Below are 26,288 nucleotides of genomic sequence, written 5' to 3'. Positions count from 1 at the left end.
GTCGAAAGAATTTCGAACGGAACCCATTGACGTGACCTGCGTGTGGTGCCTAACGTCCCGGCCAACCTAGTTGAAACCTTTCACGACGCAGTGAGGGCCCCGCCTTCCGCCACCGGCGTCGTCGAGGAGCCCCCATGACCCACCGGTCCGACACGGGTCCGGCCCCCGTCCTCGCGTTGAAGGGCATCTCCAAGTCCTTCGGTGCCGTGCGCGCCCTGCGGGACGTGTCCCTCGAACTGTTTCCGGGCGAGGTGCACGCACTCGCCGGGGAGAACGGCGCGGGCAAGTCGACCCTGATCAAGAGCCTCGCCGGGGTGCACCGACCGGACTCCGGACAGGTGCTCCTGGACGGTGCGCCCACGGTCTTCCACGGCCCGGCGGACGCCCGCGACGCGGGCATCGCCGTGATCTACCAGGAGCCCACGCTCTTCCCCGACCTGTCGATCGCCGAGAACATCTTCATGGGCCGCCAGCCCCGGCGCGCCCTCGGCCGAATCGACCACAGGGCCACCCACGCGGCGACCCTCGCGCTGATGCGGCGGCTCGGTGTCGAACTCGACCCCGACCGCCCGGCGCGCGGCCTGTCCATCGCCGACCAGCAGATCGTCGAGATCGCCAAGGCGCTCTCCTTCGACGCCCGCGTCCTGATCATGGACGAGCCGACGGCGGCCCTCACCGGCAGCGAGGTGGCCCGGCTCTTCGGTGTCGTCCGCACCCTGCGCGAGCAGGGCTCCGCGGTCCTGTTCATCTCCCACCGCCTGGAGGAGATCTTCCAGATCTGCCAGCGGGTCACCACCCTTCGCGACGGTGCCTGGATCTCCAGCGAGCCGGTCGACGGCATGACCGAGGACGACCTGGTCCGCCGCATGGTCGGCCGCGACCTCGACGAGCTGTACCCCAAGCAGGAGGTCGAGCCGGGCGAAGTCGCGCTCAGCGTACGCCGGTTGACCCGCGAGGGCGTCTTCACCGACGTCTCCTTCGACGTCCGGCGCGGCGAGATCGTCGGCCTGGCCGGCCTCGTCGGAGCCGGCCGCACGGAGGTGGCCCGCGCCGTCTTCGGCATCGACCGCTGGGACGCGGGCGAGGTCGACATCGACGGCAAGGCCCTCACCAACGGCGCCCCCTCCACCGCCATGTCCGCCGGGCTCGCCCTGGTCCCCGAGGACCGCCGCGCCCAGGGCCTGGTGATGGACATGTCCATCGAGCGGAACATCGGCCTCACCGGGCTCCGTACGACCGTCAAGGCCGGCCTGATGGACCGCGGCGCCGAGCGCAGCCGCTCCCTCGACTGGGCGGTCAGGCTCCAGGTGAAGTACGCCCGGATCGCCGACACCGTCAACACCTTGTCCGGCGGCAACCAGCAGAAGGTCGTCCTCGCCAAGTGGCTCGCCACCGCGCCGAAGGTGCTGATCGTCGACGAGCCCACCAGGGGCATCGACGTCGGTACGAAGGCCGAGGTGCACCGCCTCCTCAGCGAGCTCGCCGCCGACGGGGTGGCCGTGCTGATGATCTCCTCCGACCTGCCCGAGATCCTCGGTATGGCCGACCGCGTGCTCGTGATGCACGAGGGCCGGCTCACCGCCGAGATCCCTCGCTCCGAAGCCACCGAGGAATCCGTGATGGCCGCAGCCACCGGGAGGGCCGCCGCATGACGGTGACCGCTCCGAACCCCGCACCCGCCGCCGAAGTGCCCAAGTCCAGCGGCACGCGTCTGGTGGACCGGGTCTTCAGGATGCGTGAACTCGCCATCCTGGTCGTCTTCCTGGCGATGATCGTCGTCACCCAGCTGGGCAACAGCGAGTTCCTGACCGAACAGGGCATCAAGGACCTGCTGCTGAACGCGACCATCCTCATGCTGGTCGCCGTCGGCCAGTCGCTGGTCGTCATCACCCGGAACGTCGATCTGTCGGTAGGCTCCACCCTCGGCATCAGTGCCTTCGCCGCCGGCACGTACCTCCAGGGCGGCGGGAACGCGGTCGTGGCCGTGTTCCTCGCGGTGCTGCTCGGCATCGGGTGCGGTCTCATGAACGGTCTGCTCGTCAGCCTCGGCCAGGTGCCCGCCCTCGTCGTCACCCTCGGCACGCTGTACATCATCCGGGGCATCGACTCGATCTGGGTCGGCTCCCGGCAGATCGTCGCCTCCGCACTCCCGGACGGGTTCATCGACTTCGGTTCCGGCGGCATCCACGCGGTGCCCTATCTGGCGCTGATCGCCCTCGCGGTGCTGGTGGCGACGGCGTACTACCTGAAGCACTTCGGCAGTGGCCGCGAGTTGTACGCGCTCGGCTCCAACCCGGAGGCCGCCCGTCTCGCCGGCATCCCGGTCCGCAAGCGGATCCTGATGGCGTACACCTTCTGCGGCGCCCTCGCCGGCCTCGCCGGGGCGCTGTACCTGGCCCGCTTCGGCAACGTCGACTCCAGTACCGGCAGCGGCTACGAACTCACCGTCGTCAGCGCCGTCGTGGTCGGCGGCGTCGTCTTCACCGGCGGCTCCGGCAGTGTCTACGGCGCGGCCCTGGGCGCCCTGCTGCTGACCTCCATCAACAGTGTGCTGCCCGCCCTCGGGGTCAGCTCGGTGTGGGTGCTCGCGATCAACGGCATCCTGCTCATCCTCGCCATCGCCGTGGACCGCGTGGTCGCGCTGCGGGTGGCGACCGCCCTGAAGAAGAGGAACGCCCGCCATGGCTGACTCCACCCTGTCGCGCGCGGTCCGCTGGGACACGGTGGTCGGCGCCCTCCTGATCGTCGTCCTGCTGCTGTCCTTCACCACCGTCGACGGCTTCGGCAACGCGCTCAACCTGTCCTTCCTCATCGGCAACACCCTGCCGATCGCGCTGATCGCCCTCCCGATGACCCTGCTCGTGGTCTCCGGCGAGATCGATCTGTCGGTCGCCTCCACCGCCGGTCTGTCCGGCGCGGTGATGGGCGTCCTGTGGAACCAGGGTCTGACCATCGAGGCGATCATCCCGATCTGCCTTCTCCTCGGCGTGGTCTGCGGACTGATCAACGGCCTGCTGGTGACCCGGCTCGGCCTGTCCTCCCTCGCGGTCACCATCGGCACCCTCGCCGCCTACCGGGGCATCGCACAGATCGTGCTCGGCTCCGACGCGGTGACCGACTTCCCCACGCAGTATCTGACCTTCGCGTCCGGCCGGATCGGTGACAGTTTCGTCCCGCAGGCCTTCGTCCCCTTCCTGGTGCTGCTCGTCATCGCCGTGGTCGCCCTGCACCTCACCCCGTTCGGGCGCTCCCTCTTCGCGATCGGCGCCAGTGAGGAGGCCGCGCGGTTCGCCGGCATCCGCGTCAGGCGGCAGAAGCTGATCCTGTTCACGGTGACCGGCCTGATGGCCTCCCTCACCGGCGTCTTCTGGGCGCTGCACTACGCCAGCGCCCGTTACGACAACGCGACGGGTCTCGAACTGTCCGTCGTGGCCGCCGTGTTGCTCGGCGGCATCGACTTCGACGGCGGCAAGGGTACGCTCGGCGGCGCGATCGCCGGGGTGTTCCTGCTCGGCACGCTGCAGAACGTGATGAGCTTGCAGGACGTCTCGGCCCAGTCGCAGATCGTCGTCACCGGTGTCCTGCTCGTGCTGTCCGTGCTCGGGCCCCGAGTCGCGCGGCAGATCGCTCTCGCGAGAGCCGGGCGAAACTCCGCGGGCGGTTCGGCGGGCGGCTCCGTCGGACAGACCGTCGGACAGACCGTCGGAAAGACGGTCGCCTGAAAGCCGCCGGTCGTCTGTGGCTGGCCGCGTCCACGCGGCGGAAGCCGCAGATCCATACAGCCCCGCGCCCCTCATAGGGGGCGTGCTACACCCCTCCTCCTCGTAAAGGAACCCCCGTCATGCGCAAGGCAACCCTCCGTCGCTCCTGTGCGGCGCTCGCCGCCGTCACCTCCTTCGCTCTCGCGGCCACCGCGTGCGGCGGTACCACCAAGGAGGACGTGCAGAACGACTCCGCCTCGGCGAGCGCGACCGGGAAGGCCGACCCGAACGCCGAGTTGAAGAAGGGCCTGACCGTCGGCTTCCTGCCGAAGCAGGTCAACAACCCGTACTTCACCTCCGCCGACAAGGGCGGCGAGGCGGCCCTGAAGGAGCTGGGCTCCAGCTACAAGGAGGTCGGCCCGTCCAGCGCCACGGACACCTCCGGCCAGGTGAACTACGTCAACACGCTCACCCAGCAGCAGGTCGACGCGATGGCCGTCTCCGCGCAGGACCCGGGCGCCCTGTGCACCGCGCTCAAGCAGGCCATGAGCAACGACATCAAGGTCGTCACCTACGACTCCGACACCAAGCCGGAGTGCCGTAACGCCTTCGTCTCGCAGGCCAGCGCCGAGGACCTGGGCCGCACCGAGGTCCAGTTGCTCGCCGAGCAGATCGGCTACAAGGGCGAGATCGCGATCCTGTCCGCCGCGCAGACCGCGACGAACCAGAACATCTGGATCGACTTCATGAAGGACGAGCTCAAGGACCCGAAGTACAAGGACATCAAGCTCGTCAAGGTCGCCTACGGTGACGACGACGCCCAGAAGTCCTTCCAGCAGACCCAGGGCCTGCTCCAGGAGTACCCGAACCTGAAGGGGATCATCTCCCCGACCACGGTCGGCATCAAGGCGGCCGCCCAGTACCTGTCGGGCTCGAAGTACAAGGGCAAGGTCAAGCTGACCGGCCTCGGCACCCCCAACGACATGCGCAAGTACGTCAAGGACGGCACCGTCGAGGGCTTCGAACTGTGGGACCCGGCGAAGCTCGGCGAGCTGGCCGCCCGTACCGCCGTGGCGCTGGTCTCCGGCCAGATCACCGGCAAGGAGGGCGAGACCTTCACCGCCGGTGACATGGGCGAGTACACCATCGGCAAGGACGGCGTCATCAGCCTGGGCAAGCCGACCGTCTTCACCAAGGACAACATCGACAAGTTCGACTTCTGATCCGCGAAGACGAGTCACAGCCACCCCCTCACCCCAGGAGCGGTACCTCATGCAGCGCGTCTGCTTTCTGCTCAAGGTCCGGCAGGACCGGATCGACGAGTACCGCGAACGGCACGCCGCCGTGTGGCCGGAGATGCTCGAAGTGCTCTCGGCCACCGGCTGGCACAACTACTCCCTCTTCCTGCGCGACGACGGCCTGCTCGTCGGCTACCTGGAGACCGAGGACTTCCAGGCCGCGCTCGCCGGCATGGAGGCCGCGGAGGTCAACGCCCGCTGGCAGAAGGAGATGGCGCCGTTCTTCGAGTCCCTCGACGGCGCCCGGCCGGACGAGGCCATGAAGCCCCTGACCGAGGTGTTCCACCTCGCCTGAGGCCGTGTCAGGAGTCCCCGCCGCCAGACCCCCTCCCCGTATCCGCACCTCGCAGACAATGGAGTTCCCGAGATGAAGAGACGTACGCTGCTCGGCGCCGCCCTCGCCGGTGCCGTGGTGACCCCCGCCCTCGGCTCCGCGACCGCCCGCGCCGCCGACCCCGGCCCTTCGGTCACGCTGACCGGCACCACCACGCTCGACAACCAGGCCGTCTACTTCGTGTCGTACGACGGCCTGGTCAACAACAACTCGTTCCAGAAGAACGCGATGCTGACCTACAAGGGCTACCAGTACGCCGTCTGGTACACCGCCGACCGCAACGCCGTCGTCGGCCGCCGCAAGTTCCCGTCGAGCACGTGGTCCACCGTCAAGGTCGGTCACACCCTCCGGTACAACGACTCCCACAACGTCATCTCCATGGGCGTCTCCCAGGTCGACGGCCGGCTGCACCTGAACATGGACTCCCACAGCGACGGCTTCACCTACGTCAAGTCGGTGGCGGGACTCATGGACAACCCGGACGGGATGAGCTGGACCACGAGCAGGTTCGGCGCTCCCCGGTCCACCCTCGACGGGCTCGCCCTCACGTCGCAGTTCACCTACCCCCAGTTCGTCTCGACGCCCGACGGCAGGCTCCAGCTGAGCTACCGCGTCGCCGTCTCCGGCAACGGCCGCAACGCGCTCGCCGAGTACGACGGCACGAAGTGGACCAACCTCGGCGAGTGGACCAGCTCCACCGGCACGTACACCAGCGAGCACGGCTCCTCGACGGCCCGCAACATGTACCTGCACGGCATCGACTACGACAGGAACGGCCGCCTGCACTCCTTCTTCACCTGGCGCGAGCAGAACGGCGCCGTGATGTGCGACCGCGGCGGCATCACCAACCACGACACCGGTTACGTCTACTCGGACGACCGGGGCCGGACCTGGCGCAACGACGCCGGTACCGTCGTCGGCACGACCGGCGGCTCCGACCGGGTCTCCGTCACCGACGCCGGACTGGTCGTGGACCCGCTCAACCCGGACCACTCCCTGATGAACCAGGAGAGCCAGTGGACCGACTCGGCGGGACGCCCCCACGCCATCATCAGCTACGTCCCCGGCCGTTTCGGGCAGTGCACGACGAACTACGTCACCAACCGCACCGCCAACGGCCGTGCCTTCCACGTCCGCAAGAACGCCTCCGGCGCCTGGCAGAAGACCGAGATACCGGTGCCGCTGAACTCCAGCCAGCGCACCAAGCTGTTCCTCGACAAGTACGACAACGCCTACGCGATCTTCCCCTTCTGCCGGATCGCCGGCGCTTCCGCGGCCTCCGGGTACACCGACTGGGCGATGCTGTACGACGGCGTCGGCGCCGGGCTGAACGCCTTCGGTGAGGTCGTGTTCGACGAGACGCGGATCGGTCAGGACCACTTCCTGTCGATCATGTACCAGGTGAGGTCCAGCGGTACGACGCCCTCGGCGCTCCGCTCCCTGAACTTCAGCCTGCCCGCGTGATCCGATGAAGTCACCGCGGCGGGTGTGGCCAGGTCACAGGCCTCCTGTGACGGGCACGAAGGTAAGGTGAGGGCGCGCCCGCCGCCCCAGTTCTTTGGAGGTCTGCCCGATGGCCCAGTCGGTGGGTATCAAGGACGTCGCCCGCGTCGCCGGCGTCTCCGTGGGTACGGTCTCGAACGTGATCAACCGCCCGGACACGGTGGCGTCCGAGACCCGTGCCCGCGTGCTGTCCGCGATAGACCGCCTCGGCTACGTCCGCAGTGAGTCGGCGCGCCAGCTGCGGGCCGGGCGGAGCCGCATCATGGGCCTGCTCGTGCTCGACATGGGCAACCCCTTCTTCGTCGACGTCGCGCGCGGTGCCGAGCGGGCCGCACGCGACGCCGGGCTCGGCGTGATGGTCTGCAACAGCGCGCAGAGCGCGGGCGAGGAGTCCGAGTACCTGTCGCTCTTCGCCGAACAGCGGGTACGCGGCGTGCTGCTCACCCCCGCCGACGCGACGGGACGCAACATCAAGGCGTTCCGCCGCCACGGCATCCCTTTCGTCCTCGTCGACCGGGTCGCCGAGGGCACCACCGAGTGCTCCGTGTCCGTCGACGACGTCGCGGGCGGCGCGCTCGCCGTACGTCATCTGGTCGACGCCGGCCACCGCACCATCGCGTACGTCAGCGGACCGGCGGGCCTCAACCAGGTCCGCGACCGCCGTACGGGCGCGCTGAAGGCCCTGCGAGAGGCGGGACTCGACGCCGACGCACTGCGCGAGCTGCCCACCGAGCGTCTCGACGTGGCCGCCGGCCGCGACGCGGGCGCCCGCCTCCTCGGCCTCGCCGACCGCCCGACCGCCGTCTTCTGCGCCAACGACCTGCTCGCCCTCGGAGTGCTCCAGGCCATGTACGCGGCCGGCGTGAGTGTCCCCGACGACCTCGCCATCGTCGGCTACGACGACATCGAGTTCGCCGCCGCGGCGGCCGTCCCGCTCACCTCCGTACGGCAGCCCGCCGTCACCATGGGCGCCCTCGCCGCCGAACTGCTCCTGGAGGAGACCGAGGCCGAGACCGCGCCGGTCCCGCACGAGCACCGCAGGGTCGTCCTCCAGCCGGAGCTGGTGGTGCGACGCTCCAGCCTCTCCGCGCGCTGAGCGCCGAACCCGTGCCCGCGCATCGCCGGCGGTCCGCGTACTGATCGACGAGTCGGCGAGAACTTCTTGATCCTTGGGCTCGGCCGGGCGAAGAACCTGTGCTGGACTGGACCACGGTCTGGAATTCGTCCGTTCAAGGAGCCCTGGTGTCCGTCAGCTACCGGCAGCCCGGTGTCGTCCTCACCGACCGTCGTTTCACCGTCCCCCTCGACCACGACGACCCGGCGGGGGAGCGGATCGAGCTCTACGCGCGCGAGGTCGTCGCGAGCGACAGGACGGACGCCGAACTGCCCTGGCTGGTCTATCTGCAGGGCGGCCCCGGCTTCGGCGCGAACCGCTTCGTCGGACGAGAGGCCTGGCTGGAGCGGGCACTGCGTGAGTACCGGGTCCTGCTTCTCGACCAGCGCGGCACGGGCGCCTCCAGCCCCGCCAACCGCCAGACGCTCCCGCTGCGCGGCGACCCCCGCGCACAGGCCGACTACCTCGCCCACTTCCGCGCCGACTCCATCGTCCGCGACTGCGAGGCCGTCCGCCCCGAGGTGACCGGCGGCGCCCCCTGGGCCGTCCTCGGGCAGAGCTTCGGCGGCTTCTGCACGGTCACCTACCTGTCCATCGCACCCGAAGGCCTGCGCACCGCCGTGATCACCGGGGGCCTGCCGACCCTGGACGGCCATGCCGACGACGTCTACCGCGCGGCCTACCCGCGCATCGAACGCAAGGTCGCCGCCCACTACGCCCGCTACCCGCAGGACGTCGAACGGGCCCGCCGCATCGCCGGGCACCTGCTGGAACACGAGCCGGTGCTGCACGGCGGCCCCCGGCTCACCGTCGAGGCCTTCCAGTCCCTCGGCATCCTCCTCGGCCGCGGCGACGGCAGCCATCGCCTGCACTTCCTCCTGGAGGACGCCTTCGTCCACACCCCACAGGGCCCGGCCCTCTCCGACGCCTTCCAGGAAGAGGTGCGGGGCCTGCTGTCGTTCGCCGGACATCCGCTGTACGCCCTCCTCCACGAGGCCTGCTACGGCCAGGGCGGGCGTCCCACCGCCTGGTCCGCCGAGCGAGTGCGCGCCGAGTTCCCGCAGTTCGACGCGGCCAGGACACTCACCGGCGACGGGCCGGTCCTCTTCACCGGCGAGTCCGTCCACCCCTGGACCTTCGACACCGACCCGGCCCTGCGCCCCCTGCGCGACACCGCCGAGGAACTGGCCGCCCGCACCGACTGGGCACCCCTGTACGACCCGGCGCGCCTCGCCGCCAACGAGGTCCCCGTCGCCGCCGCGATCTACCACGACGACATGTACGTCGACACGGCCCACTCCCTGCGGACCGCCCGCGCCGTCCGGGGCCTGCGCACCTGGGTGACGGACGAGTTCGAACACGACGGCGTACGCGCCGGCGGCCCGCGCGTCCTGGACCGGCTGCTGGCGCTGACACGCGACGAGGACTGAGCGACGGCGGGTGAGTCGGCCCGCTCGGCGGTGCCGCGGACTACTGTGCGCTCATGACGGACCCGCAGAAGGACCAGCCGAACCAGCCGGACCGGCTCAGGCCCATGCCCGAGGACTGGCGACGCGCCCTCGCCGTGGTCGCCCACCCCGACGACCTCGAATACGGCTGCGCGGCGGCGATCGCCGCCTGGACCGACGCCGGCCGCGAGGTCGCGTACGTCCTGGCGACCCGGGGCGAGGCCGGCATCGACACCCTGGAGCCCGCCGAGTGCGGCCAGCTGCGCGAGAGGGAGCAGCGGGCGAGCGCGGCCGTCGTGGGCGTGTCCGTTGTGGAGTTCCTCGACCACGGGGACGGCGTCATCGAGTACGGTCCCGCCCTGCGCCGGGACATCGCGGCGGCCATCCGCAGGCACCGCCCCGAGCTGGTCATCACCCTCAACCACCGCGACACCTGGGGCGGGGTCGCCTGGAACACCCCGGACCACGTGGCGGTGGGCCGCGCCACCCTGGACGCCGCCGGGGACGCCGGGAACCGCTGGATCTTCCCGGACCTCGTCGCACAGGGCCTGGCCCCCTGGGACGGCGTCCGCTGGGTCGCCGTCGCCGGCTCCTCGACCCCCACCCACGCCGTCGACGCCGCCCCCGGCCTCGACCGCGCCGTCACCTCCCTCCTCGAACACCGCACCTACCTGGAGGCACTGACGAAGGAGGACCCCGAGACGTACGCACGCGAGTTCCTCACCGGCCACGCGCGGACCACGGGGGAGCGGTTCGGCGGCAGGCCGGCTGTGGCGTTCGAGGTGTTCAGCCGGTGAGGGCGGGTTCTGGTTAGGATGAACAGTATGGAACAAGGATCCGATGACGCCGTCGCTTCGCGCGACCTGCACGACCTCCGCGCGGACTGCGGCGAGTGCTTCGGACTCTGCTGCGTGGCGCTGCCCTTCGCCGCCTCGGCGGACTTCGCCGTCGACAAGGCCGCGGGAAAGCCGTGCGGGAACCTCGGGGACGACTTCCGGTGCGGTATTCACGCGCGGCTCAGGGACGAGGGGTTCAACGGCTGCACGGTCTACGACTGCTTCGGCGCCGGGCAGAAGGTCTCGCAGGTCACCTTCGGCGGCCGGGACTGGCGCACGGGTGGCCGCGAGCACGCCCGCCGGATGTTCGACGTGTTCCCGGTCGTACGCCAACTCCACGAACTCCTCTGGTACTTGACCGAGGCGCTGACTCTCCCCGCCGCCCGCCCGGTGCACGCCGACGTCCGCCGGGCCCTCGACGAGACCGCACGGCTGACCACGCGAACGGCGGAGGAACTGGGGGAGCTGGATGTCTCCGCGCACCGGCAGCGGGTCAACGAACTGCTGTTGCGCACCAGCGAGTTGATGCGGACGGGCGCCGGACGCAAGCGGAACCGCCGGGGCGCCGACCTCATCGGTGCGCGACTCAAGGGGGCCGACCTCCAGAAGGCAGACCTCCGCGGTGCCTACCTCGTAGCCGCCGACCTGACCGGTGCCGATCTGCGCGGCTCGGATCTGATAGGCGCCGACCTCCGCGACACCGACCTCACCGACGCGGACCTGACCGGGGCCTTCTTCCTCACGCAGCCCCAGCTCGACGCGGCACGCGGCAGCGCGGGCACGCGCCTGCCGGGGTCAGTCACCCGCCCCGGTCACTGGGCAGCGTGACGGCGGCGACGGTACCCGGGGGACTCCGAGAGCGGTCTCCAGGGCGCCGCCCGCCCGCTCCACACGCAGCCGCAGTCCGTCCGGCATCAGGGTCAGCCGCTCCGCCACCCGTAGCCGGTACGCGGGGTCCGGCCGCAGCTCGTAGCAGCGCAGCAGCAGCCCGAGGACGAGCGTGGCCTCAACAGGGAGTCCTGGATCAAGCGCACGGACCCCGGCAGCAGGTGCGGGGCCTGTGCGCGCGGGCGCTGGTCGGGGTGCTCGCATCCTGAGGCCCGGCAGGCTCACCCCCTGATCCGTCGCGCCGCGGCGGACGGGAAACGCACGCACTGGCGGGTGGTGGTTGGCGTACGCCCCGATCTTCGATAACTTAGGCAAGGCTTACCTAAGGGAGGTTTGGGATGGGTGACCGTCATACCTGGACGGCCGCGCCCGCCGCGGCGGAGCGTGCCCGCTCGGTTCTCGCGGCGGCGTGGTCCTGCGCGGTGACCGCCGAGGGCGGTCGCGAGGAGTTCGTCGGCGCGCACACCGCCACCGAGGACGGCCGGGTGGTCCTGCGCGTCCCCGAGGACAGTGCGCTCCTCGCCGCCGCGATCTGCGCGCCGCGCGGCGAGCCGTCCGCCGTGCTGGAGTTCGCCGATGTCGCGCCCGTCCCCGTGCGCAACCGTATCCGGGCCCGGCTCTGGCTCGCCGGCTGGTTCGCCCCCAACGACGGGGACCTGGAGTTCCGGGCCACGCGCATCGTGCTGCGCGAGCCGTCCGGCGCGGTCGTGGTCGACCTCGACGAGTTCGCCGCCGCCGAAGCCGATCCGCTGGCCGGGGCCGAGTCCCGGCTGCTGACCCATCTCGCCGACGCGCACCCCGACGCCGTCGAGCGCCTGACCCGGCTGGTCCCGCACGACAGCCTGCACGGTGCCGTCCGCGTCCAGCCGCTCGCCGTCGACCGGCACGGCCTCACCCTGCGCATCGAGCGGGCCCGCGGAAACGGCGACGTACGCCTGACGTTCCACAAGCCCGCCGACGACATGGCGCAGCTCACCGAGCGCATGCACATCCTGCTCTCCCAGGCGAGCGCCGCCTCCTGCCCGCGCGCCCTGCAGCGGCAGCGCACAGACGGCGACGGGTGACGCGAACTGCCCGCAAAGAACTGCGGCGGGCGCCGCGCGCCATGCGGCGCCCGCCGCCGTTCTTTGCGGGCAGTCGGGGTCCGCTACCAGTCGCCGTCCTGGACCGGCCTGCCCGGGGCGTCACCGAGGCGCTTGACCTGGCCGGGGGCGGGCGGCTGCCACGGGTCGAGGTCGTCGCCGAGCCAGTCGCCGACGGGCTTCACCGCGCCGAGGGCGTCGGACGGGTCGAGGTCGTGGGCGACGGCCTGGTCGTCGTTGTAGTACTCGAACCAGGGCAGCCCCGCCCGGGTGTAGGCCGCGCGGTCCACGGGCGACGGCGGCGGGGCCTCGCCGGTGATACGGCGCCACTCGGGCGGCGTGACGAGATGCACGAAGATCCGGCCGGCCGGCTGCTCGGCCCAGCTGCCGCGCGGCCAGGTGTCCTGGTAGACCTCCTGGCGCATCGAGCCGCCGACGCCGAGCCCCATCGCGGCGAAAGCCCGCGGAGGGGCGGCGGGAGCACCGGCCCTCGGGGCCGCGCCCGGCGCCGCCATGGGGTACGCGGCACCCGGAGCCATCGGCCCCCCGCCCGGCGCGCGAGGCAGGGGAGCGCCGGTGAACGAGGGCGGCATCGGGACCGGGCCCGTGTCGCCGTACCCGCCGACCGGGCCGGTGTTCCGCTCCCGCGCGGTGCGTGGCCGCCCCTCCTCCCGCCATAGGGCGAGCCGCTCGGCGTTCAGCGGGAACGACTGCAACTGCACCCCGCCGAACACCTCCTCGCCGGTGACCTGACCCTCGACCGTGGCACCGAGCCCGAGCGGGACGGCCACGAACTGGCGGACCGTCCCCTTGCCGGAGTTGATGCCGTCGAGCCACGGCTGACGCGGCAGTACCACGTAGTTCTGCGGGCGCCGGGTGAGCGTGCCGCTCCACGGCTCGCCGGACACCGCGCACACCCTGCCGACGCCGACCTGGAGCGCGGCCGGTTCCGTGGAACCGCCGAAGTGCAGCCACATCGCCTCGCGCAGATACACGGGAAGCATCACCCCGCCGCGCGCCCGCATCCGCTCCGGAGCGGTGTGCGGATGGTCCTCGACCCGGCGGATCGGGAAGTCGCCCAGACCGGGCGGGAGTTGGTGCGTGCCTGTCTCCGGCAGGCGCAGGGTGCGCTGGAAGCGCACCTGCACACCGCCCGGCAGACGCAGTGTGGTCCCGTCGATCCGCACGGCGTTCTCGGCCATTCCGTACGCTCCCCTCGATATCGCGTGGTGCTGTGTCACTCAGCACGTCCGGTGAGGCCGGAACGGTTCCGCCGGAGGGGGCGCGGGACGCGCACGCGCTCGCGCAGGCGCGTGAGCCGGGGGGAGCGCTCGCGCTGTTCGCGGGTGCAGCGGTCGAGTTCCTCCAGGAGCCGCTGGGAGCGGTGCTCGGTGTCCAGCTCGTCCAGGATCCGGTTGACCTCCGTCAGCACGGCACCGTGCAACTGCCACTGGCCGGAGTCCCGCTGGACCTCTTCGAGGAGCAGTCGGGCCAGCTTGTCGCGGGTCGCGGTCGCCGTGGACAGTTCGGCGGCGAGCCGGGCCTCCGCGGACTCGGCACTGCGGCTGACATCGGTGGTGACCAGGACCGCGAAGCTGACCACGGCGTCGCCGATCTCGGCGAGGAGCCGTTCGACGGTCGCTCCCACGGCGGGGGAGAACAGGGGGCTCGGCTCGCGTTCCCGGGCGAGGTCGGTGAGGGTGCGGGCCAGCACGCGCAGGACCACCGTGCAGATCTCCAGCGTGTCCAGGCCGGTGCGCAGCACGACCCGGTGCAGCAGGCCCTCCCGGACGCGCGGATTGAGCTTCAGGCTGTCCTCGGCCTGCTGGAGGGCCGCGTCCACCTCGACGATGTCGAAATCGAGCTTCCGGGCCTCGTCGAGCCGGGCCTCCGCGGCCTCCACCGCGGTGCGGCCCGCGGCCTCCTCGCCGACACGGATCATCAGCCGCCGCATCCGCCGGGCCAGGTCCTCGATGGACTCACCGGCCGCCTCGACCCACACCGGGGGAGCGAGCAGGAAGTTGAAGGCAAGCCCGACGACCGCCCCGATCAGCGTCTCCAGCACGCGCGCCCAGGCCGTGTCGCCGACCCTGGTCACGCCGAGGACCAGCATCGCGCTGATCGCCACCTCGGGGACGAACTCGCTGACCCGCACCAGGCGTCCGACCGTGAGCGAGGCGAGGATGAGGAGGGCGAGACTCCACCAGGTGAGGCCCACCAGGACACTGAAGCCGATGGCGATGACGACGCCGGCGACCACCGCGTTCACCCGGCGGATACCGGTGGTGAGTGTGGCGTAGAGGGTGACCTGCACGACGAGGAGCGCGGTCAGGGGAGCCGTCAGGGGCGCCGCCGCGGAGCTGAGCTGCAACGCCACCACATAGGCGACCGTGGCGGCCGCCGCCGACCGCACCGACTGCACGATGACCGGGTCCTGCCGCCACTTGGCGACCTGCCTGCCGGTCTCGTCCCACAGACCACGTACGTCTCGCATCCTGGCGCGGTTCCCCTTCCGTCGCTCCACCGAACTCCTGAACGAAACCGTAGTCACCCCGGGTGATTCCGCGGGACGTGGGGTCTGCTCCCTGTCCGGCGAGGGGGTCGGCGGGGCGTGAGCGGAGCGGGCCCGGGGCCCCGGCACCCGGACGCCCTGACACGCGTGTGCCCCCGTGCGGCGGCCGGACGCCGCACGGGGGCACAGCGCTGTCACTCACCGCGGGCCGATCCCGCCGGGCTGACGTTGCTGTTCCACTCCTCCACCCGCGCGGAGCCGAAGCCGTCCGTCTCGTTGAGGGAGGTGGTGTCAGCGGGCGCGAGCCTGCTGCTCCTTCTGAAGTCGCCACCCGCCGCGGGCTCCGTCCTCGCCGCGCAGGAGGAGCCGGCGGCTGTTCTGGCAGGTCATGACCTGTCCGAAGACGGGTTCGACGATGTCCTCGCGGCGGCTGCAGGCGGCCTCGCCGGGCGTGGTCCGCAGCTTGCGGGCCATGCGCTCCTTGAGGACGGCGCTGGCCGGGATGCGTCCGCGGGGTGGGGGCGGGACCTGCTCGTCGTGGGCGAGTCGGCTTCGCGAGCAGGTCCCCCCGCCCCTCCGGCTCGGCCCTCCACACACCGCCGCGTACCGCGTCCTGCGGCACCCGGAACACACGCCGACTCACTCTGTCGCGCCCCTGTCGATCAGCTTCAACAAGCTCAGTCATCAGGGGTTGGGGCGACCCGGTCGCGGACTTCGTCTCCCTGGCACCGCTGTGGGACATCCGCCAGGACGCCCGCCTGCTGACGGGATAGCAGCAGGCGGGCGGGGAGATCGAGTTCCCTGCGGCGGCCCGCCTGCGCCACGTGCTCCACCGCAGCTGACGGCGGCCCTGGAGGAACTGGCCGACCTTTCCCGACGGGACACACCCGGCGCACGGAACTCGTGGTTTGAGGCGATCGGACCGAGGTACCCGCGCCCGGTGCACGACAGGAAGGAGCACGCCGTGACCGATCACCGGCTGGAGGGTCCCGGCGAGCACGGCGACCCCGTACCGAGGGACCTGCCCGATCAGCAGGCGAACGAGGGCGAGGACCCGTGGGAGGTGGCGCCCACGCGCGCCGCCGACGAGGACGACGAGGACCGGGACGACGACGTGCCCGACACGGACGAGGCGGGCACCGGCCGGCAGGGCGGGGCCCAGTCGGGCGCCGTCAACCCCGAGCAGCCGGTACCCGACGAGCCGTCCGACTGATTCTCGGCCTTCTTGCCCCAGGGCGTGAAAGCCTCAAGGCCCGAGGGCGTCCCCGGAACTCGGCGCCTCCCCGGTGGGACCCGGGGAGGCGCCGTCACGCTCGTGCTCGTCGTGCGCTCAGCCGACCTTCCGCCCCCGAAGCGGCTCCGTCTCCGCCCCGGCCCCGTGCCGCAGCCCTTCCAGGAACTCCTCCAGCACTTCCACCGCCGTGCGCTCGGGACGCCAGCGCAGTTCGGCGCGGGCCTTGGCGCAGTCCAGCAGCGGCAGCCGCAGCACGGCGTCGAAGAGATGCGGGGAGGCCGGCAGCAGCCGCAGGTTCCACGCGGCGGCGACGGCGGAGCGGGCCGCGACCCGGGGCAGCTTCAGCGGACGCGAACCCAGCACCTCGCTGAGCAGCTCGGCGTCGAGGGGCGGCTCGGCCGCCAGATTGAAGGCACCGTGCGCGTCGGAGTGCAGCGCCAGACGGTACGCCTGGGCGGCGTCGTCGGTGTGCAGAGCCTGCACCTTCAGCCCGGGGATGTCGGGCAGGAACGGCAGCAGCTCGGGCCGGGCCAGCGGCCCCGGCAGGAAACGCCCGCCGAAGACACGGCGCTGCTCGCTCGCCGACTCCCGCTTGAACAGGAACGCGGGTCGCATCCGCACCACCCGGACCCCGGGGTGCTCGTACTCGAAGGAGTCCAGGGCGCGCTCCAGGTACGCCTTCTCACGGCAGTACGCGGCGTCCGGCCAGCCGTGGGTGGGCCACGACTCGTCGACCGCGTGATCCTTCGGCCCCGGGGAGTAGGCCCCGACCGACGAGGCGTGCACCAGCGTCGGGACCCTCGCCGCCGCCACCGCCTCGAAGACGCGCATGCTGCCCAGCACATTGGTCCGCCAGGTCGCCGCCGGATCGTGCGTCGGCTGGAACGCCCAGGCGAGATGGACGACCGCGTCCGCCCCGTCGAACTCCTTGGCCAGGTCGGCCTTCTCGGACCCCACGTCCACGGCCGACCACTCCGTCTTCGCGGGCGCCCACTCGGGAACCCGACGGGCCAGGCCCCGTATCCGACCGACCCGCGCGTCCTTGGCGAGCAGACGCACCAGACTCGTTCCCACATTGCCGGTGGCGCCAGTGACCACGATCCTGCCGCCGGATTCTCCGTTCACCGCTGACCCCTCTCGCGCTTCGAGTCCTTCAGAGCCGCCCACGGGTACCCGGCTCCGGCGGATACACGCAGCCGCCACCGAACCCGGCCGACCCCCGGCCCCCCGAAGCCCGGCCCTTCGAGGTCGCCCCCGGGCTTGGCCGATTCCCGCAGCCACCGGACCCGCCCACGGGACGATCACCCTTGACCGAGATCGTCCTGATGTCCGAGATGGCGGGCGCGTCGCCGTGCTGTACGGGCCCGCGAGAGCCCGGTACCAGAGTCTCCGCCGAAAAGCGGCACCTGAGTCTCCGGCGAAACGAAGAGAAGCCCCGACCGGACGGGGGAATCACGGTCGGGGCGGCCTGGGGGGCGGACGGCGGTCGCCTCTCGGCGAAACGCTCCACAGGGCTTCAGCCGAACGATCTCCCCGTGGGCAAAAGGTGAGGCCGGGGACACTGTCCCATCCGCACCTGCGGCTGGCCCAACGGGAAACTACCAGCGTGTGTTCCTTCCGTATCCGGACATTGCCGGTGATCTGCGTCACGTCGCCCGCGGCTGCCCACAGCGGCCGTCACCAGGTCATTCCTCCCGGCCCAGCGGACTCTCCTTCAGCGCCGCCAGCAGATGGGCCGGATTCCGGAACACCGCCTCCGCGCCGGCCGCCTCCAGTTCCGGCCGTGGAATGCCACCGCACAGCACCGCCACACAGCGCACCCCCGCCCGGGCGCCCGCGCGCATGTCCCACACCGTGTCCCCGACGAACACCGACCGCTCCGCCTCGGCTCCCGCCAGCTCCAGGGCCTGCTCGACCGGATCCGGCGCCGGTTTGCCCTCGGCCACGTCGTCGGCGCTGGCCGTCGCCATGATGGCGTCATCGGCCCCGATGGCCCGCCGCAGCGCGGCCAGCTCCGTCCCGCCCGCCGACGTCGCGAGCACCACGCGCCAGCCCTGCCCGTCGAGCCGCCGCAACAGCCGCCCCGCCTCAGGCAGCGCGGGCAACCGGTCGAAGTACGTCCCGTACAGCGTCTTGTGGGCCGCACTGAGCGCGTTCATCTCCTCCGGATCCCGCTTCTCGCCCAACAGGTGCGTGATCAGATCCCCGGACGGCAGTCCCACCGCCCGATGGATGTCATGCATGGTCACCTGATGCCCGCCCTGCCGAAACGCCTCCCACCACGCGACCACATGCAAATGGTTGGTGTCGACAAGAGTCCCGTCGACATCGAAAACAGCAGCCCTGCCCATGGCGCACCTTCCTGGAAACTCCGACGCCCGCGCCCCGAAGGGGTGCGGGACCCTTCCCATGTGCGGCTCCGCCGCGTGGGCGAGACCAGCCACAACGCGTCCCGTACCCGCGGCATCACCGAACCCCCGAGCCCTCAGGCATTCCCCACCCCCGCCGGGATCTCCCGGTGCCGGGCCCACTCCAACACCTCCTCCACCCCCCACGTGGTCACCACCCGCTCCGCCGGTACCCCGCACTCCTCCGCCCGAGCACACCCGTGGACCTGCCATGCGAGCTGCCCCGGCGCATGCGCGTCCGTGTCGATCGAGAACAGCACCCCCGCTCCGAGGGCCCGTCGCAGCAGCCGCCGTGGCGGATCGAGCCGCTCGGGCCGGGAGTTGATCTCCACGGCCGTCCCGGTCTCCGCGCACGCCGAGAACACCGCGTCCGCGTCGAACTCCGACTCGGGCCGCCCCCGCCCGGTGACCAGCCGTCCCGTGCAGTGCCCGAGCACGTCGGAGTGCGGGTCGCGTACGGCGGCCACCATGCGGCGGGTCATCGCGCGCGCGTCCATCCGCAGCTTGGAGTGCACGGACACCACCACGACGTCGAGCCGGTCCAGCAGCTCGGGCTCCTGGTCCAGCGAACCGTCGTCGAGAATGTCGCACTCGATACCCGTGAGCAGCCGGAACGGTGTCCACCGTGCGTTGAGCGCGGCCACCACGTCGAGCTGCTCCCGCAGCCGCTCGGGGGGCAGACCCCGGGCGACGGTCAGTCGGGGCGAGTGATCGGTGAGCACGGTCCACTCGTGGCCGAGACGGGCGGCGGCCCGGCCCATCTCCTCGATCGGGCTGCCGCCGTCCGACCAGTCCGAGTGCACGTGGCAGTCGCCCCGGATCAGCTCCATCAGCCGCTCGCCACCGGCACTGGGCGCAGCCTCGGCCTCCTGCTCCAGCCGCCGCAGATAGCTTGGCACGTCCCCGGCCAGCGCCTCGCGCACCACCTGCGCCGTCTTCGGTCCGATTCCCCTCAGCGACTCCAGCGATCCCGAGGCGGCCCGCCCGGCCACCTCGTCCGCGGGCAGCGCACCGAGCACGGTGGCGGCCGTACGGAACGCCCGTACGCGATAGGTGGGGGCCCGGTCCCGCTCCAGCAGGAAAGAGATCCGGTCCAGGGCCTCGACGGGGTCCATGGCACCTCCAGCTCCTGCTTACAGACTCGCCCAGCCCCCGGGTACCCGCACGGTGGCCGTACGACCCCGGGCGCGTCCCCGCGGCCGTACGACCGCGAAACGCGCCCAGAGCGGCGGGCGGCACGGGAGTCGCCCGCGGAGCCCTCAGCCGTCACCGGCCGGCGGAACCGCTCTACCCTCTAGACATGACTGAAATCGCGAGCCCCTACATTTCCCATCCCCGGGTCATGGTGCTCGGGGTGCAGCCCGGCACACCTCCGTTCCGGCTCGTGGAGATCGACGGCCAGGTGGTCGGCGAGGCGAGGACGATCACGGACGTGCTGCAGACCGCGGCGGCGCTCGGCATCGTCCTCCATGACCTCGACGACCCGGACCAGGTGCGCTGGGTGGGCGGCGACAAGCTCACTTGGAGGCCGCGCTAGCCCCCTTGCGGCGGCTTCCGCGCAGGCGCTGCGTCCAGCCGCCGGGCGATGTCCTCGGATGTGCCGGTGTGCCCTCGGGTTCGCGCGGGACGCGCGCGTGCACCGCTCGCCCCAGCCGGCGGCCCAGGAGCAGATAACCCAGCAGCGCGCCCGCGGTGTTGAGGATGACGTCGTCGATGTCGAAGGCCCGGCCGGTGACCAGCGCGCCCTGCACCAGCTCGACGAGCAGCATCATCAAGGCGGTCAGGGCGGGCACGCGCAGCAGTCCGCGCGCCCCGGGCGCCAGCACCGGCAGCAGGATCCCGAAGGGCACGCCCAGCAGGATGTTCCCGCCGACCTGTTTGACCGCGTCGCGCGGGCTGGGATGGTGCCAGTAGAGCTCCAGGGAGCTGCCGGGGCGGAGGTTGCTGTGGGTGAGCGCCTCCGACGCGGGGGACGGCTGGAGGGTGATCCCCGCCAGCACCGCGCCGAACGCCACCATGGCCATGAAGGCCAGCGCCATCACCAGCAGCCGCAGGGGCAGCGCGAGCGGCCGTCGATAGCGCGGGGCCACCGCGGGACGGCGGCCGGAGGTCGTGGAACGGGAACGCGACGTGGTACGGGCCATGCAACCCTCCCAGTTTCAACTTCCCTTTGTCTCAAGGTGGTTACCCCCGAAGCGGCCCATGACTCCCGGCCGCGCGAGATCTCGCCCGACGTGCGCCACCGGTCCCCGCGCCCGCTCCGAACACTCCGGGCTGAGACCGGCAGGGCCCGCTCCCGTTCGAGGGGCGCCGCCCCGGTCGAGACCATGGGGCGGCAGACGCGCGGAGGCCCGTCAGGACCCGTACGTCACCTTCACCTCCTTGAAGCCGAGGGACCCCAGCAGCCCTTCGAGCATGTCGGTGGTGTTGGACTCGGCGCGGTCCGTGAGCCTGCTCTCCTTCGCGGCCTCGCCGATGTGCTTGACGGCGAGGCGCTGCACGGCCTGTTCGCCGTTGGGGTTGTCGGAGAAGAGATCGCCCAGGCGGTCCAGGAGACCGCGCTGCTTGGAGACGGCGTAGGAGTGCTCGGTGTCGAGGGCCGGCTCGCCGAGCCGGGCGTGCGGGAGGCTGATGGTGGCCGACGTGCGGTCGTCGTTGACCTTCACGTCGTTCTCGCCGACCTTGCCCAGGTCGACATAGGCGTCGACGGTCCCCGCGCCGACGTACAGCGTGCGGGTGCCGCGGATCGTGTCCGGCAGGTACTTGGCGTCCTTCTCCAGATCGACGACCACCTGGAAGTTGCCCGTGGCGGCGTCGTAACGGCTCATGTCCTGGATGGACTTCAGGAGTGTGGGCCCCGAGCGGTCGTGCTCCTCGGTGCCGAACACGTCGTTCAGGCCCCCGAAGACCAGCAGCCGCAACGCGGCCAGCAGCACCACGATGAGGGTGATCACGGCGATGAGCAGCTTGGCCCAGCCGGGCACACGCGTGCGCTTGATGGACGTCGTCATGTCGACGGTCCTCCTTCCTCTTTCAACGAATGCCCTCAAAGGCTGCGGGGGAACGCCGAGTCGGGGATAGTCCGTACTTCGCCGTAGACCAGGGGTGCGGGCCGTCCGGGCCGCTGTAGCGAAGAGGCGTATGCCGGGAGGCCAGTAGCATGAGCCGCGCAACCCGTAATGATCATGTTCATACGAGGAGCCCCCGTGCGTGACATCGCCGTTTTCACCGGCAGCGCCCATCCCGAACTGGCGAACGAGGTCTGTGCGCACCTGGGTGTGCCGCTGAGCCCGTCAAGGGTGAGCCGGTTCGCCAACGACTGTCTGGAGGTGCAGCTCCAGGCCAACTGCCGGGAACGGGACGTGTTCCTGGTCCAGCCGCTGGTCGCGCCCGTGCAGGAGCACCTGGTCGAGCTGCTGCTGATGTGCGACGCGGCGCGCGGCGCCTCCGCGGGCCGGATCACCGTGGTCATGCCGCACTACGCGTACGCCCGCTCCGACAAGAAGGACGCGCCGCGCATCTCCATCGGCGGCCGGCTCGTCGCCGATCTGATGGTGGCGGCCGGAGCCGGTCGCGTGCTCGCGATGACGCTGCACTCGCCCCAGGTGCACGGCTTCTTCTCGGTGCCGGTCGACCATCTGCACGCACTGCGCGAACTGGCCGTCCACTTCCGGCAGTACGACCTCTCCCGTACGACGGTCGTCTCGCCCGACCTGGGCAACGCCAAGGAGGCGGCGGCGTTCGCGCGGTTGATCGGCGCGCAGGTCGCCGCAGGCGCCAAGCAGCGCTTCGCGGACGACCGGGTGAGCATCAGCTCGGTGATCGGCGAGGTCGCAGGGCGGGACGTCATCGTCCTCGACGACGAGATCGCCAAGGGCAGCACCGTCCTGGAACTCCTGGAGCGGCTACGCGAGTTGGGGCCGCGTTCGATCCGGGTGGCGTGCACCCACGGACTGTTCGCGGCGGGCGCCCTGAAGCGGCTGGGCGAACAGCCCGACGTACTGGAGATCGTCTGCACCAACACGGTGCCGGTCCCGGTCGAGGAGCGCACCGAGAAGCTGAAGGTGCTCTCCATCGCGCCCGCGCTCGCCGAGGCGGTGCGCCGCATCCACAACGGCGAGTCCGTCAGCGCCCTGTTCGACGCGCCGTCGAGCTGATGGCCGAACGGCCGTCCACCCGTGACGGGCTTCCGTGACGGGTCATGACGTGCCGGACGTGACCCCGGGCTTTTCCGGGGCGGCGTCCAGCGACGGGGCCGGTGGCAGCAGCCGGGCCAGGCCCGTGGCCTTCAGGACGCGCAGGGTGAGCGGGTGGGTGCAGACGAGGCGCAGTTCGCCGTCGCGGTCGAGCACGCGTTGCCGGGCCCGGTACAGCAGCCGCAGTCCGGAGCAGTCGAAGAACTCGACGTGCCGCAGATCGACCACGATCCGGGCGCCGGGGCGGCCCGTCGCCACGTCGAGGTGGGGAATGATCTCCACGGCCGCCGCGATGTCGATCTCGCCGCGCAGTTCGAGCACGGTGCGGCCTCGGTCCGTGTGGACACGCAGGTACTCGGTCGCGGGCGGTGCGGGGTCGTGCGACACGACGGCATCGCCTCCAGCCGGCCTGTGTGAGAGCAAAACCCGTCCCCGCCCTGCGAGTTACCACGTCAGGGTGAATTTCAGCATGCTCGATTGACATATGTCTTCGATTTCTCCGGCAATCCGTCCGGAGTCTTACGCCAGGGCGCCTACGACAGCGCGTGCCACGCCTTCGACAGTGCCTGCCGGAACTGGTCGGTCTGGTGCGCGGTGAGGTCGCGGATCATGCGTTCCTCCAGGTCACGCACCTGCTGGGCGTAGTGGGCGAGTAGCTCGCGCCCTTCGTCGGTGAGCAGGATCATCAGCTCACGCCGGTTGCGCGGATTGCGCTCCCGGCGGACGAGCCCCCGGTTCTCGAGACTGCGTACGAGATCCGCGATGGACTGGGCCGTGACGAAGGAGTCGCGGGCGAGCTGGGCGGCCGAGAGCCCGTCGTGCCGCTCCAGGACGGTCAGGGACGTGTACTGCAGGGCCGTGATCCCGGCCGGTCTCACCAGTTCGTCGAGGCGCGAGCGGACAACGAGTTCGACCTGCTTGACCATGTAGAGGAGGGAGGGTGGTGCCTTGGTGCCGACCATGGGGTCAGCGTAAGGCATTGACAGGAAACCTGTGTGTAATGACACTGCGGACAAACAAGAATCCTGTTGATTGAAGTTTTGGCAATCAAGGCTGAGGAGTGGGCAATGACGACCACCTTCGAGAGCGAGCCCGGGCGGCTGTTCATCGGTGGACAGTGGCTTGAGGCGATGGACGGGGCACGCGCCGATGTGATCGACCCGTCGACGGGCCAGGTGGTCACCACCGTCGCGGAGGCGGGGGCCGCCGACGTCGACGCCGCCGTGCGCGCCGCGCGCGAGGCGTTCGACAACGGCGCCTGGTCCGGGCTGAGCGGCCGGGAGCGCGGCCGGATCCTGAACCGGGTCGCCCAGCTGATCCGGGAGAACGCCGACGACATCGCGGCCCTGGAGAGCCGTGACGTCGGCAAGCCCATCACGCTGGCCCACGCCGTGGACGTCACGAACGCGGCCAACGACTACGAGTACTACGCCTCCCTCGCCTGGTCCCTGGACGGCTCCGCCCGCGACGTCCCGAACAACCGCCTCGCCTACACCAAGCGCGACCCGATCGGCGTGGTCGGCGCGATCACCCCGTTCAACTTCCCGCTGATCCTGGCCGGCACCAAGATCGCCCCCGCGCTCGCGGCCGGCAACACGGTCGTCCACAAGCCCGCCGAGGAGACCCCGCTCAGCGCCCTCTACATGGCGAACCTCCTCAAGGAGGCCGGAGTCCCGGACGGCGTCTACAACGTCGTCACCGGCGCGGGCCCGGTCGTCGGCGAGGCGCTGCTGCGCAACCCCGGCGTCGACAAGATCGCCTTCACCGGCTCCACCGCGACCGGCCGGCACGCGGCGAGCGTCGCCGGTGAGGGCTTGAAGCAGGTCACCATGGAACTCGGCGGCAACGCGGCCCATCTCGTCTTCGAGGACGCCGACATCGAGAAGGCCATCGGCGCCGTCATCAAGGGCTTCGTCTTCAACACCGGCCAGTTCTGCATGGGCGGCCCCCGCCTGCTGGTCGCCCGCTCGGTGTACGACACGGTGGTCGGCATCCTCGCCGACGCCGTGCCCGGCGTGCCCATCGGCGACCCCCGGCAGCCCGAGACCGTCATCGGCCCGATGGTGGGCGAGCGGCACCTGAAGAAGGTCGAGGAATACGTCGAGCTGGCCCGTAAGGAGGGCGGCCGCATCGTCTGCGGCGGCGAGCGCCTCGACCTGAACGGCGGCTACTACTACAAGCCCACCGTCATCGCCGACCTCGCCAACGACTCCCGGGTCGTCCAGGAGGAGGTCTTCGGGCCGGTCCTCACCGTGCAGCCCTTCGACTCCGAGGACGAGGCCGTCGAGCTGGCCAACTCCACGCCGTACGGCCTGGCCTCGGGCATCCAGACCACCAGCCTGACCCGTGCGCACCGCGTCGCCGACCGGCTCCAGGCGGGCATCGTCTGGGTCAACGACTGGCCGATGCTCGACCCCGCCGTGCCCTTCGGCGGTGTGAAGGCCTCCGGTTTCGGCCGGGAGTACGGCCCCGAGGCCCTGGAGTCCTACACCAAGGTCAAGTCCGTCGTCGTCTCGCTCGACTGAGCGCACCCCCGGGAACACCGGTGAGCCGCGGGAGCGCTCCGGCGGCTCACGAACGAACAAGGAGTACATGAGAATGTCCACCACCACACGTGCCGCCGTGGTCGAGTCCGGGGGCGCTCCCTTCACCCTCTCCGAGGTCGTCCTCGACCAGCCGGGCCCCGGCGAGGCGCTGGTCCGCATGGTCGCCGCAGGGCTCTGCCACACCGACCTGACCGTCGCCGGCGGCGCGCTGCCCTTCCCGCTCCCCGGGGTCCTGGGCCACGAGGGCGCCGGTGTCGTCGAGGCGGTCGGCCCGGGCGTCACCTCCGTCGGGCCGGGCGACCACGTCCTGCTCTCCTTCACCTCCTGCGGCGACTGCCGCAACTGCCGTGACGGGCATCCGGCGTACTGCGCCAGCTGGCTCCCGCTGAACCTGATCGGCGGCAGCCGCGCCGACGGCACCAGCACCATCACCCGCGACGGCGAGGCGCTCGGCGGCCACTTCTTCGGCCAGTCCTCGTTCGCCGAGCGGGCCGTGGTCGACGAGCGCAGCCTCGTCAAGGTCGACCCCGATGTGCCGCTGGACTCCATCGCCCCGCTGGGCTGCGGCGTACAGACCGGCGTCGGCGCCGTCTGGAACGTCCTGGAGCCCCGCGCCGGCAGCGCGCTCCTCGTCCTCGGTGCCGGGGCCGTCGGCCTCTCCGCGGTGATGGCGGCTGCCCTCACGCCGGCGACCACGATCATCGCCGTCGACAAGGTCGGCGAACGGCTGGAGCTGGCCAGGCAGCTGGGCGCCACACACACGGTGAACGCGAGCGACGTCGCCGACATCACCGAGGCCGTCATGGAGATCACCGGCGGTCAGGGCGCCGACGGAGTCGTCGAGACCACCGGCAGCGTCTTCGTCCTGCGCAAGGGCGTCGACTCCCTCGCCGCGCGCGGCACCCTTGTCATCGTGGGCGCCCCGCCGTTCGGCACCGAGGTCTCCCTGGAGGTCAACGGCCTGCTCTCCGGCAAGCGGATCGTGGGTCTCACCCTCGGCGACAACGAGATCCAGACCGCCATCCCGGTCCTCGTCCAGCTGGTCAAGGACGGCAAGCTCCCGCTGGAGCGTCTGATCAGGCGCTACAGGTTCGAGGACATCGACCAGGCGGTGGCGGACATGAGCGGCGGCAAGAGCATCAAGCCCGTGCTGACGTTCTGAGAGGCCTTCTCCCTCCGGGTCACGTC

General features: G+C 71.2%; 25 protein-coding genes and 2 pseudogenes. 16 read left to right on the top strand and 11 right to left on the bottom strand.

The features are described 5' to 3' along the window. Positions 1-134 precede the first annotated feature (134 nt). The 10 genes from WBG99_RS01915 to WBG99_RS01870 all read left to right on the top strand — a co-directional run bounded on the left by WBG99_RS01915 (position 135) and on the right by WBG99_RS01870 (position 11,062). A complete protein-coding gene (locus WBG99_RS01915) occupies positions 135-1,652 on the top strand; it encodes a sugar ABC transporter ATP-binding protein (RefSeq protein ID WP_338894600.1) in 1,518 nt (505 codons plus the stop codon). Then, complete coding sequence (locus WBG99_RS01910) at positions 1,649-2,689, top strand: ABC transporter permease (protein WP_338894599.1); 1,041 nt, start codon at positions 1,649-1,651, stop codon at positions 2,687-2,689. The genes WBG99_RS01915 and WBG99_RS01910 overlap by 4 nt, the downstream gene beginning before the upstream one ends. Continuing rightward, positions 2,682-3,722: an ABC transporter permease gene (locus WBG99_RS01905; RefSeq protein WP_338894598.1), complete on the top strand. Its 1,041-nt coding sequence runs from the start codon at positions 2,682-2,684 to the stop codon at positions 3,720-3,722. The genes WBG99_RS01910 and WBG99_RS01905 overlap by 8 nt, the downstream gene beginning before the upstream one ends. A 119-nt stretch (positions 3,723-3,841) precedes the next feature. Continuing rightward, positions 3,842-4,924, top strand: coding sequence for a rhamnose ABC transporter substrate-binding protein (rhaS, locus tag WBG99_RS01900; RefSeq protein WP_338894597.1), 1,083 nt, complete (start codon positions 3,842-3,844; stop codon positions 4,922-4,924). Between the two features lie 49 nt (positions 4,925-4,973). Next, positions 4,974-5,294, top strand: a complete 321-nt coding sequence (locus tag WBG99_RS01895) for an L-rhamnose mutarotase (protein ID WP_338894596.1) — start codon at positions 4,974-4,976, stop codon at positions 5,292-5,294. 72 nt (positions 5,295-5,366) lie between these two features. Beyond that, on the top strand, positions 5,367-6,797 hold the full coding sequence (locus WBG99_RS01890) for a BNR repeat-containing protein (RefSeq protein WP_338894595.1): 1,431 nt from the start codon (positions 5,367-5,369) through the stop codon (positions 6,795-6,797). 109 nt (positions 6,798-6,906) lie between these two features. After that, a complete protein-coding gene (locus WBG99_RS01885) occupies positions 6,907-7,932 on the top strand; it encodes a LacI family DNA-binding transcriptional regulator (RefSeq protein ID WP_338894594.1) in 1,026 nt (341 codons plus the stop codon). Positions 7,933-8,078: 146 nt separating this feature from the next. Continuing rightward, entirely contained in the window at positions 8,079-9,380 is a 1,302-nt protein-coding gene (locus tag WBG99_RS01880) for an alpha/beta fold hydrolase (RefSeq protein WP_338894593.1), read from the top strand. A gap of 53 nt (positions 9,381-9,433) precedes the next feature. Beyond that, positions 9,434-10,195, top strand: a complete 762-nt coding sequence (locus tag WBG99_RS01875; RefSeq protein ID WP_338894592.1) for a PIG-L deacetylase family protein — start codon at positions 9,434-9,436, stop codon at positions 10,193-10,195. Between the two features lie 27 nt (positions 10,196-10,222). Continuing rightward, positions 10,223-11,062 (top strand): pentapeptide repeat-containing protein, encoded by an 840-nt coding sequence (locus WBG99_RS01870; RefSeq protein ID WP_338894591.1) that lies wholly within the window; start codon positions 10,223-10,225, stop codon positions 11,060-11,062. On the opposite strand, the pseudogene WBG99_RS01865 reads toward WBG99_RS01870, so the two are convergent. Next, positions 11,030-11,242 (bottom strand): annotated as a pseudogene (locus tag WBG99_RS01865) (cytochrome P450); the annotation flags it as partial. The gene WBG99_RS01870 and the pseudogene WBG99_RS01865 sit on opposite strands and share 33 nt — an antisense overlap. 218 nt (positions 11,243-11,460) lie before the next feature. Here WBG99_RS01865 and WBG99_RS01860 point away from each other — a divergent pair. Next, positions 11,461-12,186, top strand: a complete 726-nt coding sequence (locus WBG99_RS01860; protein WP_338894590.1) for a DUF2470 domain-containing protein — start codon at positions 11,461-11,463, stop codon at positions 12,184-12,186. An 83-nt stretch (positions 12,187-12,269) separates the two neighbouring features. Here the strand turns inward: WBG99_RS01860 and WBG99_RS01855 are convergent, their stop codons facing one another. From WBG99_RS01855 to WBG99_RS01845, 3 genes and pseudogenes are all read right to left on the bottom strand, one after another. Beyond that, positions 12,270-13,406, bottom strand: coding sequence for a hypothetical protein (locus WBG99_RS01855; protein WP_338894589.1), 1,137 nt, complete (start codon positions 13,404-13,406; stop codon positions 12,270-12,272). 35 nt (positions 13,407-13,441) lie between these two features. Then, positions 13,442-14,698 carry an aromatic acid exporter family protein gene (locus WBG99_RS01850; protein ID WP_338894588.1) on the bottom strand — a complete coding sequence of 419 codons (1,257 nt, stop codon included), beginning with the start codon at positions 14,696-14,698 and terminating at the stop codon, positions 13,442-13,444. A gap of 339 nt (positions 14,699-15,037) precedes the next feature. Beyond that, positions 15,038-15,265 (bottom strand): annotated as a pseudogene (locus tag WBG99_RS01845) (IS1182 family transposase); the annotation flags it as partial. 415 nt (positions 15,266-15,680) lie between these two features. Between WBG99_RS01845 and WBG99_RS01840 the strand changes: the two are divergent. Beyond that, positions 15,681-15,929, top strand: coding sequence for a hypothetical protein (locus WBG99_RS01840; protein WP_338894587.1), 249 nt, complete (start codon positions 15,681-15,683; stop codon positions 15,927-15,929). A 117-nt stretch (positions 15,930-16,046) separates the two neighbouring features. On the opposite strand, the gene WBG99_RS01835 is transcribed toward WBG99_RS01840, so the two are convergent. The 3 genes from WBG99_RS01835 to WBG99_RS01825 form a co-directional block, all read right to left on the bottom strand. Beyond that, positions 16,047-17,075 carry an SDR family oxidoreductase gene (locus WBG99_RS01835; protein ID WP_338894586.1) on the bottom strand — a complete coding sequence of 343 codons (1,029 nt, stop codon included), beginning with the start codon at positions 17,073-17,075 and terminating at the stop codon, positions 16,047-16,049. A 560-nt stretch (positions 17,076-17,635) separates the two neighbouring features. Next, positions 17,636-18,301 (bottom strand): HAD family hydrolase, encoded by a 666-nt coding sequence (locus WBG99_RS01830; protein WP_338894585.1) that lies wholly within the window; start codon positions 18,299-18,301, stop codon positions 17,636-17,638. Positions 18,302-18,435: 134 nt separating this feature from the next. After that, on the bottom strand, positions 18,436-19,473 hold the full coding sequence (locus tag WBG99_RS01825) for a PHP domain-containing protein (protein ID WP_338894584.1): 1,038 nt from the start codon (positions 19,471-19,473) through the stop codon (positions 18,436-18,438). A gap of 185 nt (positions 19,474-19,658) precedes the next feature. On the opposite strand from WBG99_RS01825, the gene WBG99_RS01820 reads away from it, so the two are divergent. After that, positions 19,659-19,895, top strand: coding sequence for a hypothetical protein (locus tag WBG99_RS01820; RefSeq protein WP_338894583.1), 237 nt, complete (start codon positions 19,659-19,661; stop codon positions 19,893-19,895). On the opposite strand, the gene WBG99_RS01815 is transcribed toward WBG99_RS01820, so the two are convergent. Together WBG99_RS01815 and WBG99_RS01810 are read right to left on the bottom strand one after the other, a co-directional pair. Beyond that, the gene (locus tag WBG99_RS01815) at positions 19,876-20,502 is read right to left on the bottom strand and encodes a VanZ family protein (RefSeq protein WP_338894582.1); all 627 of its coding nucleotides are present in this window, start codon (positions 20,500-20,502) and stop codon (positions 19,876-19,878) included. The two genes, WBG99_RS01820 and WBG99_RS01815, sit on opposite strands and share 20 nt — an antisense overlap. 210 nt (positions 20,503-20,712) lie before the next feature. Further along, on the bottom strand, positions 20,713-21,369 hold the full coding sequence (locus tag WBG99_RS01810; protein ID WP_338894581.1) for a DUF4230 domain-containing protein: 657 nt from the start codon (positions 21,367-21,369) through the stop codon (positions 20,713-20,715). A 195-nt stretch (positions 21,370-21,564) separates the two neighbouring features. Between WBG99_RS01810 and WBG99_RS01805 the strand changes: the two genes are divergently transcribed. Next, positions 21,565-22,515: a ribose-phosphate pyrophosphokinase gene (locus WBG99_RS01805; protein ID WP_338894580.1), complete on the top strand. Its 951-nt coding sequence runs from the start codon at positions 21,565-21,567 to the stop codon at positions 22,513-22,515. Between the two features lie 42 nt (positions 22,516-22,557). On the opposite strand, the gene WBG99_RS01800 is transcribed toward WBG99_RS01805, so the two are convergent. Together WBG99_RS01800 and WBG99_RS01795 are read right to left on the bottom strand one after the other, a co-directional pair. Further along, positions 22,558-22,941, bottom strand: coding sequence for an anti-sigma factor antagonist (locus WBG99_RS01800; RefSeq protein ID WP_338894579.1), 384 nt, complete (start codon positions 22,939-22,941; stop codon positions 22,558-22,560). Positions 22,942-23,087: 146 nt separating this feature from the next. After that, positions 23,088-23,516 carry a MarR family transcriptional regulator gene (locus WBG99_RS01795; protein WP_338894578.1) on the bottom strand — a complete coding sequence of 143 codons (429 nt, stop codon included), beginning with the start codon at positions 23,514-23,516 and terminating at the stop codon, positions 23,088-23,090. A 105-nt stretch (positions 23,517-23,621) separates the two neighbouring features. Here WBG99_RS01795 and WBG99_RS01790 point away from each other — a divergent pair, with 105 nt between their 5' ends. Continuing rightward, a complete protein-coding gene (locus WBG99_RS01790) occupies positions 23,622-25,079 on the top strand; it encodes an aldehyde dehydrogenase family protein (RefSeq protein WP_338894577.1) in 1,458 nt (485 codons plus the stop codon). Positions 25,080-25,152: 73 nt separating this feature from the next. Beyond that, positions 25,153-26,262, top strand: a complete 1,110-nt coding sequence (locus WBG99_RS01785; protein ID WP_338894576.1) for an NAD(P)-dependent alcohol dehydrogenase — start codon at positions 25,153-25,155, stop codon at positions 26,260-26,262. The last annotated feature ends 26 nt before the right edge of the window (positions 26,263-26,288 follow it).

The organism is Streptomyces sp. TG1A-60 (assembly GCF_037201975.1).
Taxonomy (GTDB): Bacteria; Actinomycetota; Actinomycetes; order Streptomycetales; family Streptomycetaceae; genus Streptomyces.
Note: the sequence above shows the minus strand (reverse complement) of the source record. Positions and strands in the feature narration are given on the sequence as shown.

What these genes read in the sequence shown, in the direction of transcription:
- WBG99_RS01875 (WP_338894592.1), top strand. Translation starts at nt 9,434, where the DNA reads ATGACGGACCCGCAGAAGGACCAGCCGAACCAGCCGGACCGGCTCAGG.
- WBG99_RS01915 (WP_338894600.1), top strand. Translation starts at nt 135, where the DNA reads ATGACCCACCGGTCCGACACGGGTCCGGCCCCCGTCCTCGCGTTGAAG.
- WBG99_RS01870 (WP_338894591.1), top strand. Translation starts at nt 10,223, where the DNA reads ATGGAACAAGGATCCGATGACGCCGTCGCTTCGCGCGACCTGCACGAC.
- WBG99_RS01905 (WP_338894598.1), top strand. Translation starts at nt 2,682, where the DNA reads ATGGCTGACTCCACCCTGTCGCGCGCGGTCCGCTGGGACACGGTGGTC.
- WBG99_RS01890 (WP_338894595.1), top strand. Translation starts at nt 5,367, where the DNA reads ATGAAGAGACGTACGCTGCTCGGCGCCGCCCTCGCCGGTGCCGTGGTG.
- WBG99_RS01825 (WP_338894584.1), bottom strand. Translation starts at nt 19,473, where the DNA reads ATGGACCCCGTCGAGGCCCTGGACCGGATCTCTTTCCTGCTGGAGCGG.
- WBG99_RS01895 (WP_338894596.1), top strand. Translation starts at nt 4,974, where the DNA reads ATGCAGCGCGTCTGCTTTCTGCTCAAGGTCCGGCAGGACCGGATCGAC.
- WBG99_RS01910 (WP_338894599.1), top strand. Translation starts at nt 1,649, where the DNA reads ATGACGGTGACCGCTCCGAACCCCGCACCCGCCGCCGAAGTGCCCAAG.
- WBG99_RS01830 (WP_338894585.1), bottom strand. Translation starts at nt 18,301, where the DNA reads ATGGGCAGGGCTGCTGTTTTCGATGTCGACGGGACTCTTGTCGACACC.
- WBG99_RS01795 (WP_338894578.1), bottom strand. Translation starts at nt 23,516, where the DNA reads ATGGTCGGCACCAAGGCACCACCCTCCCTCCTCTACATGGTCAAGCAG.
- WBG99_RS01860 (WP_338894590.1), top strand. Translation starts at nt 11,461, where the DNA reads ATGGGTGACCGTCATACCTGGACGGCCGCGCCCGCCGCGGCGGAGCGT.
- WBG99_RS01810 (WP_338894581.1), bottom strand. Translation starts at nt 21,369, where the DNA reads ATGACGACGTCCATCAAGCGCACGCGTGTGCCCGGCTGGGCCAAGCTG.
- WBG99_RS01855 (WP_338894589.1), bottom strand. Translation starts at nt 13,406, where the DNA reads ATGGCCGAGAACGCCGTGCGGATCGACGGGACCACACTGCGTCTGCCG.
- WBG99_RS01815 (WP_338894582.1), bottom strand. Translation starts at nt 20,502, where the DNA reads ATGGCCCGTACCACGTCGCGTTCCCGTTCCACGACCTCCGGCCGCCGT.
- WBG99_RS01785 (WP_338894576.1), top strand. Translation starts at nt 25,153, where the DNA reads ATGTCCACCACCACACGTGCCGCCGTGGTCGAGTCCGGGGGCGCTCCC.
- WBG99_RS01790 (WP_338894577.1), top strand. Translation starts at nt 23,622, where the DNA reads ATGACGACCACCTTCGAGAGCGAGCCCGGGCGGCTGTTCATCGGTGGA.
- WBG99_RS01850 (WP_338894588.1), bottom strand. Translation starts at nt 14,698, where the DNA reads ATGCGAGACGTACGTGGTCTGTGGGACGAGACCGGCAGGCAGGTCGCC.
- WBG99_RS01885 (WP_338894594.1), top strand. Translation starts at nt 6,907, where the DNA reads ATGGCCCAGTCGGTGGGTATCAAGGACGTCGCCCGCGTCGCCGGCGTC.
- WBG99_RS01820 (WP_338894583.1), top strand. Translation starts at nt 19,659, where the DNA reads ATGACTGAAATCGCGAGCCCCTACATTTCCCATCCCCGGGTCATGGTG.
- rhaS (WP_338894597.1), top strand. Translation starts at nt 3,842, where the DNA reads ATGCGCAAGGCAACCCTCCGTCGCTCCTGTGCGGCGCTCGCCGCCGTC.